The organism is Mesorhizobium sp. B2-5-3 (assembly GCF_006441005.1).
GTDB lineage: Bacteria > Pseudomonadota > Alphaproteobacteria > Rhizobiales > Rhizobiaceae > Mesorhizobium.
The window spans coordinates 318,395-339,061 of the sequence record NZ_VFUS01000008.1 but is presented as its reverse complement, the minus strand read 5'-3'; the positions used below and the strand labels follow the sequence as shown (position 1 = coordinate 339,061).

Here is a 20,667-nt window from a genome sequence, read left to right as displayed (position 1 = left end):
ACCGACGTGCCCAGGATCGTCGACTGGTACATGGACGGCAAGATCGAGATCGACCCGATGATCACCCACACGCTGAAGCTCGAGGACATCAACAAGGGTTTCGACCTCATGCACGAGGGCAAGTCGATCAGGAGTGTCGTGGTTTACTGAGGGCGGCCACACGCCGCGGGCCCGAGGACATCCCCGCTTGGACCGACAGGAGCCCTGTCGGCTTGAGAAGGCGGGCCACAGAAATGCCCGGACTTTTCGCTACCTCCAGCCTCCCGGCCAGGTCGGCGTGTTCCCAAAGTCCGGCGTCGACCGGCGGCGTGACCAAGGTGCACCTCGGTTACGCCGCCGGTGCTGTTTGCAGGGCTGAAGGTTGCGGGTGCGGTGGCCGGCAGCTATGTCGGACCGAAAGGTCATGACGAAAAGGCAGAGTTGATGAAAGTCGTTTCCACGTCCAAGTCGCATGGCGGCGTCCAGGGTGTTTACTCGCACGCTTCAGAGGTCTGCGCCTGCGACATGACCTTTGCCGTCTTCGTGCCGCCGCAGGCCAAGGATGGGCCGGTGCCGGTGCTGTGGTATCTTTCGGGTCTCACCTGCACCCATGCCAATGTCATGGACAAGGGCGAGTACCGGCGCCTGGCGGCCGAGCTTGGTCTCATCGTGGTCTGCCCCGACACCAGCCCGCGCGGTGCCGATGTGCCGGACGAGAAGGATAATTGGCAGTTCGGCTGCGGCGCCGGTTTCTATGTCGATGCGACGCAGCAGCCTTACGCCAGGAACTACCGTATGTATTCCTACGTCCTCGACGAGCTGCCGGGATTGATCGCCGCGAACTTCCCTGCCGACATGGCGCGCCAGGGAATATCGGGTCATTCGATGGGCGGACACGGCGCTTTGACGATCGCGCTGAAGAACCCCGACCGCTTCAGGAGTTGCTCGGCCTTCGCGCCGATCGTTCAGCCGACGACCGCTGGCTGGTCGCGGCCTGCGCTCGAGAAATATCTCGGCGCCGACGACAGGGACTGGCGCGCCTATGACGCCACGCTGCTTATCGAGGACGGCCGCCGTTTTGGCGAGTTCCTGGTTGATCAGGGCACGGCCGATGGGTTCCTTGACGAAGGCCTTCGTCCGTGGCTGCTCGATGAAGCCTGCAAGAAGGCCGGCATCGACCTCACCTTGCGCATGCAGGAAGGCTACGATCATTCCTACAACTTCATCTCGACCTTCATGGACGATCACCTGAAGTGGCACGCCGCTCGGCTAGGCTGAAGAACCGCCGGCATTATCAGCGGTAGGGCCTGTGCATCGGCGAAGGCGACATAGCCATGGCGCAAGCGGCGCACGGGTCCGCGCCCGATATCGCGGGCGAGGGCATCGTCAATCCCTATGCGATGATCGAATCCACCCGCATGCTGCTGCAATGACTTGGCCACAACCGCGGCGCCATCGTCGCTGCCATCGAGAAGGAAACTGAAAATGTCCTCGCATAGGATCGCTGTCATCGGCGGTGACGGTATCGGGCCGGAGGTCGTCGAAGCCGGCGTGAAGGTGCTGGAAGCCCTGACCGCTGTCGAGCCGGGTCTGGCCTTCGACTTCAAGCGCTTCGACTGGGGCTCCGACTATTACCGCCGCAACGGCCGCATGATGCCGCAGGACGGCCTCGGGCAATTGGAGGGCTTCGATGCGATCTATTTCGGCTCGGTCGGCGATCCGAACCTTCCCGACGACGTCACCCTCTGGGGGCTGCGCCTGGCCATCTGCCAGGGGTTCGACCAATACGCCAACGTGCGGCCGACGCGCCTCTTGCCCGGGCTGACCGGCCCGTTGCGGCCCGATCTCGGCAAGCAGATTGACTGGGTGATCGTGCGCGAAAACAGCGAAGGCGAATATGCCGGCGTCGGTGGTCGCGCCCATCGCGGACTGCCTATCGAGGTCGGCATGGATGTCGCCGTCTTTACCCGCGCCGGGATAGAACGCATCGCACGTTTCGCCTGCGAGCTTGCGCTGTCGCGCCCCCGCAAGCTTCTGACGGTTGTCACCAAGTCGAATGCGCAGCGTCATGGCATGGTGCTGTGGGACGAAGTCGTGCGCGGCCTGCTTCGCGACTACCCCGGTCTCACCGTCGACTGGATGCTGGTGGACGCCATGACCCAGCGCATGGTCAACAAGCCCGGCAGCATCGACACGGTTTTGGCCACCAATTTGCATGCCGACATCCTCTCCGACCTGGCCGCCGCGCTGGGCGGATCGCTCGGCATAGGCTCGACGTCGAACATCGATCCCTCGCGCAGCCGGCCGTCCATGTTCGAACCCATCCATGGTTCGGCCTTCGACATCACCGGCAAGGGCGTCGCCAATCCGCTCGGATCGTTCTGGACGGCGAGCCTGATGCTTGAGCATCTCGGCGAGCAGGCCGCCGCGCGGCGCCTCATGGTTGCGATCGAGCTTGTCACGGACCGGGCGGAATATCTCAGCCCCGATCTCGGCGGCACCGCGAGCACCGCCGAGGTTACCGCCGCGGTGATCGCGGCCCTTCGCGCCAATTAGCGCGGCACGAACAGGCAAGCATGTCATCGAGGGCGTGGCCTCAGGAAGTTCGCGCGCCTTCGGCGTCCGTTCCCCGATATTTAACATGCTCTATGAACGCGCGCAGCTTGGGCAGGACCTGGCGTCTGTCGGGATAATACAGAAAAACGCCCGGCGTCGTGACGGCGAAGGGCGTGAGCAACGCTTGCAACCGGCCATCGGCAATCGGGGCTTCGGTGAGAGGGCCGGGCACCTGTGCAAGTCCGACACCTTGGATCGCCGCGCCAAGCAGTGTCGGGTAATCATGCGCGACCAGCGGCCCGGAGACGATTGCCTCGACGGTCTTGTTGCCGTCGATGAAGGGCCAGGGCGCGATCGATCCGTTGGAGCGGCGCATGCGCAGGCAGGCATGGCCGCGCAGATCGTCGAGGCGCTCCGGCCGTTTCTGCCGGCGCAGATAGCCAGGGCTGCCGACGACCACGAGCGGGAACGGCGGCGTCAGCCGAACCGCGACCATGTCGGCGGCGATGAACTGGCCGAGCCGGATGCCGGCGTCGAACCCCTCGGCCGCCAGGTCGACCAGCTCACCGCTTGCGGCGATCTCCACCTCTACTTCGGGATAGGCCTGGCAAAAGGATGCCACCAGCGGCTCCAGCAGGATCGGCACCACGGCGCGCGGCACAGAGAGGCGCAACAGCCCGGTCGGCCGCTGCCCAAGTTCACGTGCGACTTCGCTTGCTGCGACCAGTTCCTCGAAAGCGGGCTTTGCGCGCGAAAGGAACCGTTCGCCGGCTTCGGTCAGGCCGACGCTGCGCGTCGTGCGCATGAAGAGCGCCGCACCGACGCGCACCTCGAGCGCGCGCACCGCCTGGCTGATCGCCGATGGCGTGACGCCGAGCTCCGCGGCCGCTTTTCGGAAGCTGCGGTGTTGCGCGACGCCGAGGAACGCCTCCACGCCGTCGAGCGCGCCTTTCCGGATTGTGAAGTTCTGCTTCATACCCCGTCAACATTATCGCGAATAGTCGACCGCTGGAAGCGGGCGTAAATTGCGCCTTACATCTCTTGGGAGGCCATATGTCGCCTGCAACCATTTTCCTGTTACATCTCGCTCTAGGCTACGTGCCTTGGCTGCTCTGCGTCGGCGTGTATGTCTTGCCCCGGCTCAGATCCGTCAACCTGGTCGAGGCGCAACGTGCCATCGCCACGCTGCACAGCTTCCGCTTCTTCGGGCTTGTCTTCATCGTTCCAGGCGTCGTCGGGCGCGATTTGCCGGCTGATTTCGCCACCTTCGCCGCCTATGGCGACTTCGCAACCGGAGTGTTGGCCATGCTGGCGCTTTTGACGACGAGGATACGTCCGCTGTTCTGGTTGTCCGTCGTCGCGTTCAATCTCGTGGGGACGATCGATATCGCCGTCGACTACTATCACGGCGGCCAAGCCGGTCTTCCCGAGCTGGCGGGGCAGTTGGGCGCTGCATACGCGATCCCCGTAATCTATGTCCCACTGCTGATGATCACGCACGTCGTCGCGTTCTACCTGATGGTGCGCCCCCAGATCCAGGCAGCTCGAGTCTTCGCAGGCGACGCGGCCGCATCTCCGTGAGGCAGCAAGTGCCGGTGTACCGGCGCGCCGCGGTGCAGACGCTTCGCGGCGCGCGGGTATTCGACTAATAGGTCGTGCGCCCGCCCGACAGGTCGAAGGTCGAGGCGGTGGTGAAGCTGTTTTCCTTTGAGACGAGCCAAGCGACCATGGCGGCGGCCTCGTCGACCTCCAGCAGACGGCCGCGTGGAATGCGCGAGCGCATGTATTCGATGTGCTCGGGCGTGAGCTGTTCGAGGATTCGAGTCTGCGCGGTGGCCGGCGAGATGCAGTTGACTGCAATGTCATATTGCGCGAGCTCCTTGCCGAGCGATTTGGTCATGCCGATGACCGCCGCCTTCGAAGCGGAATAGGCGGCGGCGTTGGGATTGCCTTCTTTGCCAGCGACGGAAGCGATGTTGACGATCCGCCCGTAATTGCGCGCCTTCATCCCGGGCACCACGGCGCGGTTGACGTAGAAGGTGCCGTTGACGTTGATGTCGATGATCTTCTTCCACGTCTCTATGTCGTAGCTGTCGAGCGGGGCGGCGGGACCGGCAATGCCGGCAGAATTGACCAGGATGGAGATTTTGCCGGCGCTCTCCTCGGTTTTTGCCCGCGCGGCGTCCACCGTCTCCCAATCCGCAATGTCGACGACCAGGGTCGTGGCGGCCTTGCCAAGGTCGCGCTTGGCCGCTTCGAGGCGCGCCTCGTCGACGTCCCATAAGGTGACCGTCGCGCCGGAGGCGACGAAACGTTTGGCCATCGCGAAGCCGAGGCCTTGCGCGCCTCCGGTGACCACGGCGTGTTGGCCGTCAAGATCGATCCTGTTCATGCCGAGCGTTCTTTCTGGTTGAGTGAATTGAGGTTGCCCGTTGCGGGCGGGCGATGTCGCTACATGGTAGCGCCGAGGTTCCAGGGCACGAACTCATTGTCGCCGTAGCCCAGCGATTCCGATTTGGTACGCGCGCCCGATGCCACGCGCAGGATCTCTGCGAAGATCTCCTGGCCTTTGTCGTCCAGCGTGACGCCGTCGAGGATGTCCCCGCAATTGATGTCCATGTCCTCGCGCATCTGCTCGAAAATGAAGGAATTGGAGGCAAGCTTGATCGAGGGTGTCGGCTTGCAGCCGAAGGCCGAACCGCGCCCGGTGGTGAAGCACAATATGTTCGCGCCGCCGGCGACCTGGCCGGTTGCCGAAACCGGATCGTAGCCGGGCGTGTCCATGAAGACGAGGCCGCGTTCGTTGATCGGTTCGGCATATTCCAGCACCGCGCGCAGATTGGTCGTCCCGCCCTTGGCGGACGCGCCGAGCGACTTCTCCAGGATCGTCGTCAACCCGCCGAGCTTGTTGCCGGGAGACGGGTTGTTGTTCATCTCCATGTCGTGCTTGGCTGTGTAGTCCTCCCACCAGCGGATACGCTCGATCAGCTTCTCGCCGACCGCGCGGTTTTCCGCACGCATGGTGAGCAGATGTTCGGCGCCGTAGATCTCCGGCGTCTCGGACAGCACCGCCGTGCCGCCTTGCGCGACAAGCAGGTCCACGGCGGCGCCAAGCGCCGGATTGGCGCTGATGCCGGAATAGCCGTCCGACCCGCCGCATTGCAGCGCGAGCACCAGTTCGGAGGCCGGTTGTGGCGTCCTTTGCGCGGCGTTGACCATGGGCAGCATATCGACGATCGCCTTGACCCCTGCCTCGACCGTCTTGCGTGTGCCGCCAGTCTCCTGGATCGTCATCGTGCGGAAGGTCGTGCTCTCCTCGATATTGTAGGACTGCATCCAGCGCGGAATCTGGAACGCCTCGCAGCCGAGCCCAACCATCAGCACGCCGCCGACATTGGGGTTCGTGGCAAAACCCCACTGCGTGCGCTTCAAGAGGTCGTAAGCGGGGCCTTTGGTGTCAATGCCGCAGCCAGTGCCATGGACGAGCGAGATCACGCCGTCGACATTGGGATAGTCGCGCAGGATGCCGCAGCGGTTGACCTCTTCTACGATGAAGCGGGCGACGCTGGCCGAACAATTTACCGAGGTCAGGACAGCGATGAAGTTGCGCGTCCCGACCTTGCCGCTCGGCCTGCGGTAACCCATGAAGCTCGCGCGCTCGGCTTCAGGGACGACAGGCGTTTGCCTGGCGTTGGTGCCGAACAGATAGTCGCGTTCGAAATTGCGCAGATATACATTGTGCTCGTGAACCCAATCGCCGGCGGCGATCGGTCCGCGGGCGAATCCGATGGTCTGCCCATATTTCACGACCGGCTCGTCCGAAGCGATGTCGCGGATCGCCATCTTGTGGCCGCGCGGTATGCGCGCCTTCGCGGGCATGTCGCCTGCCTTGTCGCCGATCATCAACGGATCGATCGCCAGAAGGATGTTGTCGGCATGCGAAAGCTGGATGAACCGCGCCATTACAAACTCTGAAAAAGCCCCCGTCGGCACAATGCCGCCGAATGGATCGGAATACTAATATAATAGATTGTCAACGGTCAAGCTGCGAACACGGCTCACCAGGCATCGGCAAGCCGGTCGGATGCCAGGTTCGGGACCTCAAACCTGCGCCGCCCGTCTCAGCGCTCAGTCGAGGTCGTCAGTCGAGAAGCTCGGCGGCGACTTCGAGCGTGTTGCGAAATGACGTCTCGAGGTGATGCTCCATTGCCTGTGCGGCGCCCTCGGCGTCGTGACGCTTCAGCGCGTCCAGAATGGCCTCGTGCTGCTCGATCGTCTGCTCGCCATAGCCGGGCTTCGGAATGGCGAGATAGCGGCCGCGATCCATCTGCGCCTTTGAGATGTCGACGGCGCGCCAAATCATCGGCAAGCCGCATATTTCAGCAATGGTGCGGTGAAAGACGTCGTCGAGCTGAATCGCTGTGGCGTACCTGCCGCGCGCAATGGCGAGCTTATGCGCGGCCATGTTGTCTTCCAGCAATTCACAGGCAGCCGGCGTCAGCTTGGCGGCGGCGCGCCTGGCGCTCTCCATCTCCAATGCACGCCGGATGACATAGGCTTCCTCGAGGTCGGCCCGGCTGATGGGAGCAACGTAGGTGCCGGTCTGCGCCAGGATCTTGACGAGCCCTTCGTCGCTGATGCGTTTGACCGCTTCGCGCACGGGCGTGCGCGAGACGCCCAGCGCTTCGGCAATTGCGATCTCATTGATGACCTCACCCGGTTTCAGCCGTCCGACGACGATCATGTTGCGGATCTTGTTGTATATCTGGTCGCGCAGCGGGAGGGCTCGATTGAGGGTCGAAGGATCTAGATCCATGGAAAATCCCATCGTTCGTCCACCTGAAATGGCAAAATTATTCGAATGTCAAACGGAATGCACCTGCTTGCGACGCGGGGTTCGTTGCGATCCGACGCCAGTGACGGAGCGGTCAGATCCAGCTTGCCAGAACTATTATATTAGTGCAATAGTGCCGCCCGTTGCGTGATTTTCAGCCTATGGTGAAGTGCCTGGTGCGGATGCGCTGAAAGGGGCCTTCGGGCGGGCTCGAGGTGGGCCGAACCGTGCCTTGAAGTGCATTATACTAACATAACGCTGCCCGCATGCTACCAGGGAGGACCAAGCCTAGATGAGTGCCGCCGCCGATTGTGCCCTGGACATGAGAGGCATCTCCAAGAGTTTTCCCGGCGTGAAGGCCCTGTCGAACGTCAATTTCGCTGTCCGGTTCGGCACCGTCCATGCGGTCGTCGGCGAGAATGGCGCCGGCAAGTCGACGCTGATGAAGGTGCTCAACGGCTCCTACGCTCCGACCGCCGGCACGATCCTCGTCGGCGGCGCCGAAGTGCGCATGCGGCGTCCCGCCGACGCCCAGGCGCTCGGCATCCGCATGGTGCACCAGGAGATCAATCTTGTTCCCGACCTGACCGTCGCGGAGAACGTCTATCTCGGCCGCATGCCCGGCAAATGGAGCTGGCTGCACAAGGGCGAAATGGTCAGGAAGGCCGCCGCCGTCCTCCACGAGCTGGGCGCGGCCATCAACCCGCGCGCGCGGCTCGGCGACCTGTCGATCAGCCAGCAGCAACTGGTCGAGATCGCCAAGGCCTATGCGGCGCAGCCCAGGATCATCGTGCTGGACGAGCCGACATCGAGCCTGAGCGAGCACGAAACCGCGGCGCTGTTCCGGATCCTTCGCAAGATGCGCGATGACGGCATCGCCATCGTCTACATCAGCCATAGGCTGAAGGAGGTTCTCGAGATCGCCGACGAGGTGACCGTGCTGCGCGACGGCTCAATGATCGAGACCCGTCCGATCGACGGCATAACCGCGGCCGAGATGATCAGGCTGATGGTCGGCCGCGAGGTCGCCAACGTGTTCCCGAAAAGCCCGGCCGCGATCGGCAAGTCCGTGCTGCGTGTCGAACGCATCGGCGACGGGGCGCATTTCAGTGATGTCAGCTTCGATGTGCGCGCTGGGGAGATACTGGGCTTGACCGGACTGGTCGGGGCGGGTCGCACCGAGGTAGCACGCGCCATCTTCGGCCTGTCGCGGCTGGTGGAGGGAACGGTCAGCGTCAACGGGCGCAAGGTCGCCATCAACTCTCCTTCCGAGGCGGTGCGAGCCGGGATCGCCTACGTCCCCGAGGACCGCAAGGGCGACGGCATCATTCCGGGCATGTCGGTCCGCGAGAACATCAGTCTGCCGATATTGCGGCGTCTGACCAGCTTCGGCCGTATCAGGCGCAGCGCCGACCGTTCGCTGGCGGCGATCTATGTGAAGCAGTTTTCCATCTCGCCGCCCGACGGGGAGCGGCGCATCAACCTGTTGTCGGGGGGCAACCAGCAGAAGGCGGTCATCGCCAAATGGCTCGCGGCCAAGCCCTCCGTGCTCATTCTCGACGAGCCGACGCGCGGCGTCGACGTCGGCGCCAAGGCCGAGATCCACAGCATCATCGGCCGGCTTGTCGCCGACGGCATGGCGGTGGTGATGATCTCGTCGGAACTGCCCGAAATCCTCGGCGTCTGCGATCGCGTCGTTGTGATGCGCGACGGCCGCGCATCGGAGGCGCTCGCCCGCGCCGAACTGAGCGAGGAGCGCATCATGGCGCTGGCGACGGGGGAGGCTGCATGACTGATGCGGCCATGGAGACTAGCGGGGCGAACCGCAATGACCGCTTCACGCGCGGCAGCAGGCTTGCCGATGTCCTGTCCAAGGCGGGGCTTGGCTTCGCTATCCTTGCAGTGGTGCTCTACGGCTCATTCGTCAGCCCCGCCTTCTTCACCACAGGCAATCTGCTCAACGTCCTGACCTCGATGTCCATTGTCGGCATCGTCGTTGTCGGCATGACTTTCGTGCTTGTGGCAGGCGGCTTGGCCGACCTGTCGGTGCCGGCCACCATCGCCTGCGGGGCCATCCTCTCGCTCGGGCTGCAGCCAATGATCGGGCCGGTTCCTGCCTTCGTCCTGGCGGTGGCGCTTGCGGGCCTTATCGGCCTGCTCAACGGCGTGCTGGTCGGCTATGTCGGTATCAATCCCATCATCGCCACGCTCGGCATCGGCACCATCGGGCTGGGCATCGTGCAGGCCACTGTCGGCGGCGTCATCGTCTATGGCAACAATCCCGCTTCGGCCGAATTCGCCAAGGGCCGGCTCTTCGGCGTCCCGGTCGTGGTGCTGATTTTCCTGCTGATCGCTCTCATAGGGCATTTCGTCCTCTCGCGCTCCTTCTGGGGCAGGTGGACGCTCGCCACGGGCGGCAATTACAGCGCCGCCGAGGCGAGCGCGGTGCCCGTGCGAGCGGTGAAGGCCGGTGCGTTCGTGATCACGGCGTTGGCTTCGGGCGTCAGCGGCGGCCTGCTGGGCCTGACCTTGCAAAGCGCGCGGCCGCTGATCGGCGCCGGCTACGAGTTCAGCGCCATCACCGCGGTCGTGGTCGGCGGCGTGTCGATTATCGGCGGTTTCGGCTCGGTGCCGAGGGCGATCGCGGGCCTGATCTTCGTGCAGCTTCTGACCAACGTCATGGTGCTCGACGGCGTGCGCACGCCGATCCAGGGTTTTGTCCTCGGCATCCTGATCGTCGGCGCCGTCGGCATGGACGCGGCATTGCGCAAGAGGGGGGTGGCGTGATGAGGTTCCTGGCGCTTGCCTCGCGGCACAGGGTGGTGATCATCCTCGGCCTGACGCTGATCATTTCCGCCTTGGCGGTTCCGGGTTATTTCTCCGCATCGACCCTCGGACTCGGCCTCGACCGAGCGGCGACGATCGGCCTGATCGCCATTGGACTTACGGTGCTTCTGGTCGCCGGCCAGATCGACCTCTCCGGCGGCGCGGTGTTCGCGCTGGCGGGGATCATGTCGGTCATCCTGCAGCGCGAGATCGGCATCCTGCCTGCCGCACTTGTCGGTATCCTGGTCGGCATGCTGGCAGGCGCCATCAACGGCGCGCTGGTCGTCGGGCTGAAGGTGAACTCGCTGGTGCTGACGCTGGCGACGATGCTGATCTTCCGCTCGCTCGCGCATTGGATCACCAACAGCCAGCCGGTGACCGGCACCGACATCATGCTTTCACTGGCGTTCGCCAAGATCCATCTCGAAATCTTCACCATCCGCAGTGCGCTGTTCATCGTTCTGATCGTGCTGCTGCATGTCTGGCTGACGCGTACAATACCGGGCCGAAATGTCTTTGCGGTGGGGTCCAATCCGGCGGCAGCCAAGGAGAGCGGCATCGCTTCCGATCGCATCGTTTTTCTGGGCTTCGTCTTCGCCGGGACGCTCGCCGGTCTCGCAGGCGTTCTCCAGAGCCTCGTCACCAACACCGGTTCGCCCGTCTTCGGCTCGGAACTGACGGTCGCCGTCATTGCCGCGGTCGTGGTCGGCGGAACCCGCCTCGAAGGCGGCAAGGGATCCGCGCTCGGCACGCTTGGCGGCGTGCTGACGATCGGCTCGCTGACCATCGCGATGGAGTTCCAATCCGTTCCCGCATACGTCCAGCAGGTCGTGTCGGGGCTTATCCTGATCCTGCTCGTCGTGCTCGATCGGGCCGTGACTACCAAGGGGAGGGCGCCGGGCACAGGCCCCGCGCTCATTCGCGACAATCCAATCACTCAAGGAGGAAATACATGATCGGGAGGAAACCTATGATTGGCAAGAAAAGCATGCTCCACATTACCGCCATGGCGGTAATATTGGCGTCGACGGGCTGGGCCAGTGCAAAGACGGTCTGCTACGTCACGGCCGCGGATTCGCATGCCTATGCGACCCCGGCCAACAAGGCGCTCCAGGCGCGCGCCGGCGAACTCGGCATCGAGATCCTGAGCCTCAGCCAGGATTTCGACGTCCAGAAGGGCACCGAGCAGCTCAACACCTGCGTCGCGCGCAAGGTTGACGGCATCATCCTGTGGCCGCTCGACCCGCAGGCCTACATACCGGGCCTCGCCCGCGCACAGCAGGCGAACATTCCCGCGATCCTCATCAACTCGCCGATGAGCGACGATGCCAAGCCGTTCATCAAGTCGTTCACCGGGCCCGACGTTTACGAGGAAGGCAAGCTTGCGGCCGACTCGCTCAGCAAGGCGCTTGGCGGCAAGGGTTCCGTCGTCATCATCGCCGGCCAGGCCGGCAACGGCACGACGATCGGCCGCGTCGGCGGCTTCACCGATCGTCTCAAGGAAACCAGCGCCGACATCAAGGTGCTCGATACGGTCAATGCCGATTTCGACCAGCAGAAGGCGCTGGTGGTCAGCCGCGACCTGATCACCCGTTTCGGCGACCAGATCAGCGGCGTCTATGCCAATGACGACACCATGGCGCGCGGCTTCATCGACGCCTGGAAGGAGGCCAATCCGTCCAAGGCGGCACCGCCGATCGTCGGCATCAACGGCCAGAAGGATGCGTTCGAATCAATCCGCACCAACGAAATGTACTCCACCATCGTGCAGTCGCCGGTCGAGGACGGCCGCCTGGCGATCAACACCATGGCGGAGATCATGGACGGCAAGGAGGTCAAGGACCGTTTGCCGATCCCGCTGACGGTCGTCACCAAGGACAATGTCAACGCGGTCGAGCCGGCGTTCTGATCCCTTGGGGCCGGCTCGGCAGAACCGGGCCGGCTCCTTCGTCTCCTGGCGCGGACGGACGATCCGGCTGCGCTGCTCACTATAGGAAGGCCTGCCAGCCAAGGCTGCGCGGCACAGTTGGAACTTCCGTTTGCGCCCCGGATTATCCATCCGGGAGAACGCCAATGCCTTCTACGGCCATCCGCAGCACACAGTACCATCCCGCCACCAGGGTGCTTTCGGTCTGGTTCGTACCGAGCGGAAACCGCTATGACTACGAAGACGTGGAGCCCGAGACCTACGCTGCCTTCAAAGCCGCCTCTTCCAAGGGACGCTTCTTCAATGAATTCATACGGGATCGCTACAGGTTTCGTCTGGTCGAACGCGCCCCTGAACGCTGACGAACGCCAGCAACAAGGCGCGGTATCGCGGGACTGTTCGTCGGTCACGAATTCGTGCTGACAGGCATACGCCTAGCAAGATCAGCAACTTAATTGCCGGATATTCGTTTCATGATGTCCTCGAGGCCATGAAATGTCTCAAGTTTACGATCTTGCATCCGGTCTGGTGCGGCGGATCTACGAAAAGCGCATCGACGCGCCGGCGATCCTCGATACCGCCAGCGAATTTCCAAACGCCACCAAGTTCACGGCCGCCTGGCAGGCCATCCGCGACGAAGCGCTTGCCGTGGGCAAGGCGCCCCGCTTCCACGACATCATGCCTGAACAGGCCGACATCTCGGCCAATGACGGTCGCGACTGGCGTATGTTCGTGCTCAAGGCCTACGATGTCGCGGTTCCGCAAAACCTCGCGCGAATGCCGGTCCTCGACCGGCTGCTTGCAGAATGCCCTGAGGTGAAGTCGGCGGCGATCTCTTTCCTGGCTCCGGGCAAGCACATTCCCAGCCATCGCGGCCCTTTCAGAGGCATAATGAGGTTCCATCTCGGCCTGGTAATCCCTCGACAGGCAGATGGTCGTCCGGCGACGGTCATGATGATCAATCATCAGGAGAGGCGGATCGCCGACGGCGAGTGTCTGTTGTGGGACGACACGTTCCCTCACGAAGTGACAAACAACGCCGACAAGCCTCGCGTGGCCCTGCTTTTGGATATCTGGCGTCCACGAATGCCGCGCGACATGGAAATCCTGTCACGCCTGATCGTCCACGGCGTGCAGGCAGGCATGCGCCGCAGAGGTGTGTCCTTTTCTGCGTGAGGAGAGGCTCGCGGGCCATGGGCTCGCCGAGCGCCTTGGCGCGTCAGTCGCGTGGGCCCGCCACCATCCGTGCGATCCGTGTCATGTCCGTGCTCATTTCGCGGTCGTCGTCAAGCGGGCTGACAAGGGAGCGCACGGCGGCGAAGGTGCGCTGCGGTCCGTCGCCCATGCCGTCGACGACACCGCGCAATTCCACCCCGTAGCCGTAAAGATAAGTTCCATCGCAACGAGATAACGCAGCCGCTCGACGATTTCGGCTGTCTTGGCCATTCCCGTTCCGAAGGTTCGCCGCGGCAACTTCGCAGGCGCATCGCCGCCGGCTCGCCACTCCTCTCGTACACATGGATACCTATATCCGAGAATGAAGCTTTCCCCTAAGCTGACGATGCGTGAAATGGGAGCATGGATTGCGCGGATTTGGCGAGGGCTTGATCGAGAGGCCGCAAACGGTTGCCGAGCAGGTCGCCAATGTCTTGCGCGAGGCCATTGCCAGCGGGACCCTGAAGGCCGGCACGACGTTGCGCCAGGATGATCTGGCCGAGCAGTTTGGCTTCAGCCGGATGCCAATCCGGGACGCTCTTCGTCAGCTCGAGGCCGAAGGCATCGTATCTATCCACCCGACAAAGGGTGCGCACGTCGCCAGAATGAACGGCGACGAGATCCGAGAGATCTATGCCGTGCGCGAACTGCTCGAGTGCGAGGCACTGCGGCTCTCCATTCCCGGCTTGCCCGGCGGCAAGCTGGACGAGGCCGAACAGGTGCTCGATCAGATCGATGCCGAGCGCAATGTCGGCAGGTGGGGCGTGCTGAACCGGGCCTTTCATCTGGCGCTTTATGACGCCTGCGGCAATCGCCGGTTGCTCGGCCTGATCGAGGCGCACCATAATGCGGCCGACCGCTACGTCCGTGTCCTGTTGTCGAACCTCGACTACCGCGCCCGCTCTCAGACGGAGCATCGCGGCCTCTTGGCCGCTTGCCGGCGACGCGACGCCGGCAAGGCCGTCAGCGTTTTGATGCAGCATCTGCGCCAAGGCAGCGAGACACTGGTCAACGCCATAGAAGGCGACGGTCTGTCGCGAAAATCTTAGAATCTTTGTCCAATTCCGATGGGCGCGCGTGACAGGCTGTACGCCTTCGTCTAGCCGCTGCCGGCCAAGGACGCTGCTTTTCAGCTTGCCTGATTTGATCAAATGGAAGAATTGGTTCTGGATTTCTTCCTGAAAATGCGTTTTGGAGAGCACTCCAAAGAAAAGTGTGATCAAATTGGAAAGGCTGGGCTATTGACGGTGCAAAAGGAAGAGATCGACATCCAGAATGCGTTGGCTCTTGCCGAGCGCTTCACGATGGCTGGGCGGCGCGCCTTGGTAACCGGCGGCAGCGTCAGCATCGGTCGTGAGATCGTGCGGGTTTTTGCCGAGGCGGGCGCCGATGTGGCCGTCCATTTCGCTCGCGACGCCGACGTGGCATTCGGACAGCCGGATGCGGCCGCCGAAGCTGTCCGTGAAATTCGCGGGAAGGGCAGGCGCGGCGTCGCCATCGATGCTGATTTCGCTCGGGCCGGAGAGGCTGCCCGCTGTGTCCAGGCGGCGATCGAGGCGTTGGGTGGTGTCGACGTGCTTGTCGTCTGCGCCTCGATCCAGTACCGCACGCCTTTCCTCAATCTACCCGCCGAGCAGATCGAGCACCAGATCCAGATCAACTTCAAGGCGACGATCGAACTGCTGCAGGCCGCCTTGCCCGGCATGAAGGACAATGGCTGGGGCCGTGTGCTGACGATCGGCAGCATCAACCAGACGCGGCCCGAATCCGATCTCGCCGTCTATGCCGCGCTGAAAAGCGCGCAGCACAATCTGTCGTTCAACCTTGCCAAGGATTATGCGCCGCACGGGGTGACGATCAACAACCTGTCGCCCGGGCTTGTCGTTACCGAGCGCAATCGCTGGCGCCGCGAGGACGCGGCCAAATGGGCCGAGATCCAGAAGGGGTCCGCCCCGATGCAGCGCGCCGGCGAGGCGCGCGAGATGGCGGGAGCGGCGTTGCTGCTTTGCTCCGACGCCGGCAGCTTCATCACCGGGGCGGACCTGCAGGCGACGGGTGGCCGCCATCTCGGCTGGCAGTAGCCGAGATTAACCGGCAAAAGCCGGCTCCGGCAGTCCCGCCACGCCGACGTCGAGTGCAAGCAGGCAACCCGCCAGGGGCTCGTTGGCCAGTTGATCCTCCGTCAGCTTCTGCGTTGCGGTCGTTACGTACAGTGTCTTCAGGCCTGGACCGCCGAAGGCGCAGGAGGTCGGCTGAGTGACTGGCAGAGGGACCAGCCTGTCGAGCCGGCCATCGGGCGCGAACCGCGCCAGCGAGCCGCCTTGGTAGCGCGCATTCCACAGGAAGCCGTCCGCATCGACGGTGGCGCCGTCGGGCTTTCCAGGCGCCGCGTGCCGGTCGGCGAACAGAGACCACGGCCCCACGAATCCGCTCGCCGGGTCGAAATCCGCCCGCTCTATGTCGCCTTGCCGCGTATCCGTGAAGTAGACGGTACGGCCATCCGGGGCAAAGGCGATCGCATTGGGCACGGCGATCCCGTCGCGGATCCGGCTCGAACTTCCGGCGGCGTCGATCCGGTAAAGCGCCCCGGACGCATGCAGCCCATAGTCCCACATGCTGCCGCAGATTATGCCGCCGCCGGGATCGCACTTCATGTCGTTCAGCCGATGCTCGGGCGGCCCATCCTCCACGCGCGCCAGCAGGCTCAGTGCGCCGCTGGCGGGATCAAATGCGTGGAGACCTTGCCGCAAGGCCACGACGACACCGCCCGATGCTCGTGGAACCACCGAGCTGATGACCTCAGGCATCGGCCACGATGTCACCGCTCCTGTCTCGGGCCGCAGCCTGTGCAGGCAAGGACGCCGCAGATCGACCCAGAACAGCTCTCCGCCCCGCGCCAGCCATGTCGGCGATTCGCCCAGCGTGTCGCCCGTCGACGCCGCGACCTCGAACCTGGCCGTCATTGCCGGCCGATATCGGGTTTGGGATCGACGGCGATGCGCGCCAGGAGGTCGTGTTTGGCCTTTTCGATATGCGCGCCCATCAAGGTCGCCGCCGAGCCGGCATCCTGGCGCTCTATGGCCCGGATGATGTGGCGATGATCGTCGATGACGCCATGGAAGCGCCCCTCGTCATAGCCGTAGCGTTGCCAGATCGCCGCCACCAGCAGCCAGTTGCGATCCACCATCGACAGCGCGCCCGGATTGCCGGCCGCCTCGTTGATGACGCCGTGAAAGATGTTGTTGGCATGTGGGACGGCAAGGAAGTCGTCGCTGGCCACTCTTTGCTCAAGCATGTCCTGCGCGGCCTTCAGATCGCGCAGGTGCTCGGCGGTGCGCCGCTCGCTGGCGCGCCGCGCCAGCATCGTTTCGACGGCGCTGCGGATATCGAACAGGTCGATCACAAACGACATGTGGACCGTCCTGACGCTGGCGCCGCGATTGGGTTCCAGCACGACCAATCCCGTGCCGCTCAAGGCGCGCAAGGCCTCGCGGACCGGCATGTGGCTTACGCCATAACGGCCGGCGAGATCGTCGATCCTCAGCCTTGCCCCGAATGGAATGGCTCCGGAAACGATGTCGTCACGAAGAAGCTTCTGAACGTCGGGAATACGCGCCATGCATCCAAGCCTACCCTGATTTGAGCAAATATTGCTCGCACGGCGATCGAAAGAAGTCAATTTTGCCCTTGCCAAGGCAACATTTGATCAAATATTGAGATTTGAAGAGATTGCCTCGCTCGCGACGGTTTGGAAACGCCAATGCCACTGCCTGCCTCCGGTGCCGACAAAATCGACGGCCTGCCGCCATTCAGTGGCTACAGGCGGATCGATGGCCGCGCCGGAATCCGCAATTATGTGCTGATCCTGTGCATCAATGGTTTGGCGCTGCGCGTCAGCGAGCGGATCGCGGCGGGCCTCGAAGGCGCGCTTCTGGCCGCGACGAGCGCGGGCAGGGGGCACATCGAGCCGGACCTCGGCCTGCACCTTGATCAACTTGTCGGTCTCGGCCGCAATCCGAACGCCGCCGCCGTTCTGGTGGTCGGAGTGGATTCGGCGACGACCGAGATGGTCGCGGCCCGCATTTCGGCTTGCGGCAAGCCGGTCGCCAGCGTTTCCTTCGCCGAGCAGCATGAGGACATGCTGTCGGTCATGGGCGAGGGCATCAGGCGCGGCGCGGCGTTGCTGCGCGAGGCTTCGCGGATCCGGCGCGAGAACTTGCCCGGCGCGCAGCTGGTGGTCGGCATCGAATGCGGCCATTCCGACGCGACGTCGGGTCTGGTCAGCAATCCGGTCGTGGGGGCCGCGGTCGATCTTCTGGTTTCGCATGGCGGCACCGTCATTGTCGGTGAGACCGTCGAGTGGCTGGGGGCAGAACATATACTCGCGGCGCGCGCTCGCGATGCAACGGTGGCACGACAGATCCTGCAGGCCGTGGAGCGCAAGGAACGCTTCGCCGCCGCTTCCGGCCACAGCCTGACCGGCAACAATCCGGGCGAGGAGAATATACGCGGCGGGTTGAGCACGATCGAGGAGAAGTCCCTCGGTGCCCTGGCCAAGACGGGAACTTGCCGCATCGACGGCGTGCTCGGCATGGCCGAGCCGGTCACCGCCGGCGGCCTTTACCTCATGGACGGCCCGTCCTTCTCGCCGGAATCGATGACAGGCTTCGCCGCGGCCGGTGCCCAGATCATGCTGTTCACAACCGGGCCAGGCAACAGCACCGCGAGCGCGCTCGCGCCGACGATCAAGATCACGGCGCGGCGCGAGACGGCTCGCCGGCTGCCTGAGCAGATCGATTTCGACGCCAGCCCGGTTTCGGAGGGGATCGAAACCGTCGCCGAAGCGGCGAACCGGCTGCTGGCGACCATCCTCGATGTCGCCGGCGGCACCCTCACCTTCGGCGAGATTTTGGGGGAAGGGCTCGAAGTTCCGACCCGCGTGCGGGGCTCGTTGTGACGGCTATCTCCTCGAACGATGCCGGCCAAAGGACAATGCGCTTTGCGCGCCTGACCAGCCTGTTCGTGTATTTGCGCACGATGGGCCTGTTCGTCCTTGCCTGGTATGTCGGCTCGTTCTTCGTGCCTTCGAAGCTGCTCTTGCCGTCGCCGGTCGCGGTTGCGCTTGCGCTGCGCGATACGGCCCTCAACGGCGAACTGCTCGGCAATGCAGGGATCAGTCTGGCCCGTCTGCTGGCAAGCGTTGCGGCTGCCGCGGCGGTGGCGGTGCCGCTCGGGCTGCTGATGGGCCGCAGCCGGCTCTGGAACGATCTGCTCGAACTGCCGGTGGAGATCCTGCGGCCGATAGCCGGCATCGCATGGATACCGCTTGCGCTCTACATGTTCGGCATCGGCCATCGGCTGCCGCTGTTCATCATGTTCTATACCGCCTTCTTCCCGCTGCTGATCGGCACCGCCGCGGGCGCCGCCGCCGTCGACAGGCGGCTCGTCGCGGCGGCCAGCACGATGGGCCTGTCTGGGCGGGCGATCATGCGGCGCGTCATCGTTCCGGCGGCGCTGCCGGCGATCCTGGTCTCGGCACGGCTTGCGGTGGCGGCCTCGTGGACCGCCGTCGTCGCTGCCGAACTGGTAGGAGCGCCGAACGGCCTCGGCTACGCCATCGAATACTACCGCAGCATGCTGTCGACGCCGACGGTGATGGCTTTCATCGTCGCCATCGGCCTGCTCGGCTTCCTGACGGACAAGGGGTTGCGCTGGCTCTCTGATGTCTTGACACCGTGGGCGCGGACGGAGGTGGCGCGATGAACAGGTTTGCGCTTCGCCTCATCGTTCCGGTGCTGCTGCTGGTCGTCTGGGAAGCTCTCGCGTCCGGCTCCGCCCAGGCGCCACGCCCCAGCACGGTGGCCGAAACGGCCATTTCCATGCTGCGCGACGGCGATCTCGTGGCCGGTCTCGCCACCAGCCTCGGACGGGTCTTCGCCGGCTTCGCGGCGGCGGCCCTGTTGGCGATCCCGCTTGGCATCGCCATGGGCAGCATGCCGGCCGTCGAGCGCAATCTCGATCCGCTGGTCGAGACCTTCCGGCCGATAGCGGCACTTGCCATCCTGCCCCTGGTTATCCTCTGGTTGGGCTCGGGCTCCGGGGCAGCTGTCGCCATCGTTGCCTATGCCGCCTTCTTCCCGATCCTGATCAACACCATCTCGGGCGTGAAGCGTATCGAGCCCAGTCTGATGCGCGCCGCGCTGACCATGGGGCTGGCGCCGCTGACGCGGATGCGGGTGGTGCTGCTGCCGGCCGCCTTGCCATCCATTCTGGTCGGCATGCGCATCGGCCTCGGCATCGCCTGGACGGCGATCATTGCCGCCGAACTTGCGGTCGGCGCCAAGTCCGGCAGCAGCGGCGGCATCGGCCAGATGATGTTCGTCTTCTACGCCTATTCGATCAACCTCAACGGCATGGTGGTCTGCATGATCGCGGTCGGCATCGTGGCCTTCGCGCTCGACCGCATCCTGCGTGCCGCACTCGCCTTCGCCGTGCCGTGGAGCCAGCCATGAGCGATGCCAAGATCCGCCTCGACGGCGTCAGCAAATGCTTCGGGGAATCTGCCTCCGTGGTGGCGGTCGACAGCCTGTCGCTGGACATCAAGGCCGGCGAGTTCATGGCTATCGTCGGCCCATCCGGATGCGGCAAGACGACCGTTCTCAACATGCTCGCCGGCCTCGACAGGCCGACGTCGGGTACGATGAGCCTGAACGGCAGGCCGATCGAAGGACCGGGGGCCGAACGCGGCGTGATGTTCCAGGACTATGCCCTGTTTCCCTGGCGCACCGTGCGCGGCAATGTCGAGTTCGGATTGATCTATGGGCCGGCCGGGCGAGGGCTTTCGCCCGCGCAGCGCGCCGACCGCGTCAACCGCACCGTCGAAATGGTCGGCCTGACCGGCTCCGAGGACAAGTACCCGCACCAGCTATCGGGCGGCATGCGCCAGCGCGTGGCACTGGCGCGCCTGATGGCGAACGAGCCGGAAATCCTGCTGATGGACGAACCGCTAGCGGCGCTGGACGCGCAGACCCGCGTCATCCTGCAAGACGAATTGCTGCGCATCTGGGGGCAGGACCGCCCCGCTGCCGAGCGGCGGACGGTCGTCTTCATCACGCACGCCATAGACGAGGCGGTGTTCCTGGCCGACCGGGTCGCGGTGCTAAGCAGCCATCCGGGTCGCCTGAAGCAGGTCATCGACATCGACCTGCCCAGGCCGCGCGGCGACGAGACGCGGCGCTCCGGCGATTTCGCCAGGCTCAGCCAATCGATCTGGGAACTGATCCGCGAAGAGGCTTACCGCGCAACGATGAACTGAAACGACAACAGGGAG

22 protein-coding genes and 2 pseudogenes are annotated in these 20,667 nt (G+C 64.2%); 17 read left to right on the top strand and 7 right to left on the bottom strand.

Features of this window, described 5'->3' with window-relative positions; translation table 11 throughout:
- The 4 genes and pseudogenes from FJ867_RS20990 to FJ867_RS20975 form a co-directional block, all read left to right on the top strand.
- Positions 1–150 (top strand): annotated as a pseudogene (locus FJ867_RS20990) (S-(hydroxymethyl)glutathione dehydrogenase); the annotation flags it as partial.
- 273 nt (positions 151–423) lie between these two features.
- Entirely contained in the window at positions 424–1,257 is an 834-nt protein-coding gene (gene fghA, locus FJ867_RS20985) for an S-formylglutathione hydrolase (RefSeq protein WP_140497531.1), read from the top strand.
- A gap of 44 nt (positions 1,258–1,301) precedes the next feature.
- Positions 1,302–1,409, top strand: a pseudogene (locus FJ867_RS20980) (isocitrate/isopropylmalate family dehydrogenase); the annotation flags it as partial.
- Positions 1,410–1,464: 55 nt separating this feature from the next.
- Positions 1,465–2,535, top strand: a complete 1,071-nt coding sequence (locus FJ867_RS20975; RefSeq protein WP_140628968.1) for a tartrate dehydrogenase — start codon at positions 1,465–1,467, stop codon at positions 2,533–2,535.
- 40 nt (positions 2,536–2,575) lie between these two features.
- On the opposite strand, the gene FJ867_RS20970 is transcribed toward FJ867_RS20975, so the two are convergent.
- Positions 2,576–3,511, bottom strand: a complete 936-nt coding sequence (locus tag FJ867_RS20970) for a LysR family transcriptional regulator (RefSeq protein WP_140628971.1) — start codon at positions 3,509–3,511, stop codon at positions 2,576–2,578.
- Positions 3,512–3,588: 77 nt separating this feature from the next.
- Between FJ867_RS20970 and FJ867_RS20965 the strand changes: the two genes are divergently transcribed.
- Positions 3,589–4,116, top strand: coding sequence for a hypothetical protein (locus FJ867_RS20965; RefSeq protein ID WP_140663312.1), 528 nt, complete (start codon positions 3,589–3,591; stop codon positions 4,114–4,116).
- A gap of 64 nt (positions 4,117–4,180) precedes the next feature.
- Here the strand turns inward: FJ867_RS20965 and FJ867_RS20960 are convergent, their stop codons facing one another.
- From FJ867_RS20960 to FJ867_RS20950, 3 genes are all read right to left on the bottom strand, one after another.
- Positions 4,181–4,927, bottom strand: coding sequence for an SDR family NAD(P)-dependent oxidoreductase (locus tag FJ867_RS20960; protein WP_140497539.1), 747 nt, complete (start codon positions 4,925–4,927; stop codon positions 4,181–4,183).
- 59 nt (positions 4,928–4,986) lie between these two features.
- The gene (locus tag FJ867_RS20955) at positions 4,987–6,498 is read right to left on the bottom strand and encodes an altronate dehydratase family protein (protein ID WP_140497541.1); all 1,512 of its coding nucleotides are present in this window, start codon (positions 6,496–6,498) and stop codon (positions 4,987–4,989) included.
- Between the two features lie 178 nt (positions 6,499–6,676).
- Positions 6,677–7,351: a GntR family transcriptional regulator gene (locus FJ867_RS20950; RefSeq protein WP_140497544.1), complete on the bottom strand. Its 675-nt coding sequence runs from the start codon at positions 7,349–7,351 to the stop codon at positions 6,677–6,679.
- 310 nt (positions 7,352–7,661) lie between these two features.
- On the opposite strand from FJ867_RS20950, the gene FJ867_RS20945 reads away from it, so the two are divergent.
- From FJ867_RS20945 to FJ867_RS20920, 6 genes are all read left to right on the top strand, one after another.
- Entirely contained in the window at positions 7,662–9,161 is a 1,500-nt protein-coding gene (locus tag FJ867_RS20945; protein ID WP_140818469.1) for a sugar ABC transporter ATP-binding protein, read from the top strand.
- Positions 9,158–10,156 carry an ABC transporter permease gene (locus tag FJ867_RS20940; RefSeq protein ID WP_224617804.1) on the top strand — a complete coding sequence of 333 codons (999 nt, stop codon included), beginning with the start codon at positions 9,158–9,160 and terminating at the stop codon, positions 10,154–10,156. Before FJ867_RS20945 ends, FJ867_RS20940 begins: the two co-directional genes overlap by 4 nt.
- The gene (locus FJ867_RS20935) at positions 10,156–11,151 is read left to right on the top strand and encodes an ABC transporter permease (RefSeq protein WP_140498090.1); all 996 of its coding nucleotides are present in this window, start codon (positions 10,156–10,158) and stop codon (positions 11,149–11,151) included. Before FJ867_RS20940 ends, FJ867_RS20935 begins: the two co-directional genes overlap by 1 nt.
- A gap of 14 nt (positions 11,152–11,165) precedes the next feature.
- Positions 11,166–12,104 carry a sugar ABC transporter substrate-binding protein gene (locus tag FJ867_RS20930; protein ID WP_140818468.1) on the top strand — a complete coding sequence of 313 codons (939 nt, stop codon included), beginning with the start codon at positions 11,166–11,168 and terminating at the stop codon, positions 12,102–12,104.
- Positions 12,105–12,268: 164 nt separating this feature from the next.
- On the top strand, positions 12,269–12,484 hold the full coding sequence (locus FJ867_RS20925; protein WP_140525095.1) for a KTSC domain-containing protein: 216 nt from the start codon (positions 12,269–12,271) through the stop codon (positions 12,482–12,484).
- Positions 12,485–12,617: 133 nt separating this feature from the next.
- A complete protein-coding gene (locus FJ867_RS20920; protein ID WP_140525094.1) occupies positions 12,618–13,298 on the top strand; it encodes an aspartyl/asparaginyl beta-hydroxylase domain-containing protein in 681 nt (226 codons plus the stop codon).
- Between the two features lie 43 nt (positions 13,299–13,341).
- On the opposite strand, the gene FJ867_RS20915 is transcribed toward FJ867_RS20920, so the two are convergent.
- The gene (locus tag FJ867_RS20915) at positions 13,342–13,494 is read right to left on the bottom strand and encodes a hypothetical protein (RefSeq protein ID WP_224684637.1); all 153 of its coding nucleotides are present in this window, start codon (positions 13,492–13,494) and stop codon (positions 13,342–13,344) included.
- A gap of 211 nt (positions 13,495–13,705) precedes the next feature.
- Between FJ867_RS20915 and FJ867_RS20910 the strand changes: the two genes are divergently transcribed.
- On the top strand, positions 13,706–14,386 hold the full coding sequence (locus FJ867_RS20910; RefSeq protein WP_246675091.1) for a GntR family transcriptional regulator: 681 nt from the start codon (positions 13,706–13,708) through the stop codon (positions 14,384–14,386).
- A gap of 198 nt (positions 14,387–14,584) precedes the next feature.
- Positions 14,585–15,418 carry an SDR family oxidoreductase gene (locus FJ867_RS20905; protein ID WP_246675093.1) on the top strand — a complete coding sequence of 278 codons (834 nt, stop codon included), beginning with the start codon at positions 14,585–14,587 and terminating at the stop codon, positions 15,416–15,418.
- A 6-nt stretch (positions 15,419–15,424) separates the two neighbouring features.
- Here FJ867_RS20905 and FJ867_RS20900 read toward each other — a convergent pair whose 3' ends face one another.
- Positions 15,425–16,300 (bottom strand): SMP-30/gluconolactonase/LRE family protein, encoded by an 876-nt coding sequence (locus FJ867_RS20900; protein WP_140818464.1) that lies wholly within the window; start codon positions 16,298–16,300, stop codon positions 15,425–15,427.
- Entirely contained in the window at positions 16,297–16,956 is a 660-nt protein-coding gene (locus FJ867_RS20895) for a GntR family transcriptional regulator (RefSeq protein ID WP_140497561.1), read from the bottom strand. The genes FJ867_RS20900 and FJ867_RS20895 overlap by 4 nt, the downstream gene beginning before the upstream one ends.
- 141 nt (positions 16,957–17,097) lie before the next feature.
- Between FJ867_RS20895 and FJ867_RS20890 the strand changes: the two genes are divergently transcribed.
- Genes FJ867_RS20890 through FJ867_RS20875 form a run of 4 tightly spaced genes read left to right on the top strand, consistent with a single transcriptional unit; the run spans position 17,098 to position 20,652 of the window.
- Complete coding sequence (locus tag FJ867_RS20890; protein ID WP_140628984.1) at positions 17,098–18,294, top strand: UxaA family hydrolase; 1,197 nt, start codon at positions 17,098–17,100, stop codon at positions 18,292–18,294.
- Between the two features lie 35 nt (positions 18,295–18,329).
- A complete protein-coding gene (locus FJ867_RS20885; RefSeq protein WP_140555620.1) occupies positions 18,330–19,100 on the top strand; it encodes an ABC transporter permease in 771 nt (256 codons plus the stop codon).
- Positions 19,097–19,849 carry an ABC transporter permease gene (locus FJ867_RS20880; RefSeq protein WP_140583911.1) on the top strand — a complete coding sequence of 251 codons (753 nt, stop codon included), beginning with the start codon at positions 19,097–19,099 and terminating at the stop codon, positions 19,847–19,849. The genes FJ867_RS20885 and FJ867_RS20880 overlap by 4 nt, the downstream gene beginning before the upstream one ends.
- Positions 19,846–20,652: an ABC transporter ATP-binding protein gene (locus tag FJ867_RS20875; protein WP_140497569.1), complete on the top strand. Its 807-nt coding sequence runs from the start codon at positions 19,846–19,848 to the stop codon at positions 20,650–20,652. The genes FJ867_RS20880 and FJ867_RS20875 overlap by 4 nt, the downstream gene beginning before the upstream one ends.
- The last annotated feature ends 15 nt before the right edge of the window (positions 20,653–20,667 follow it).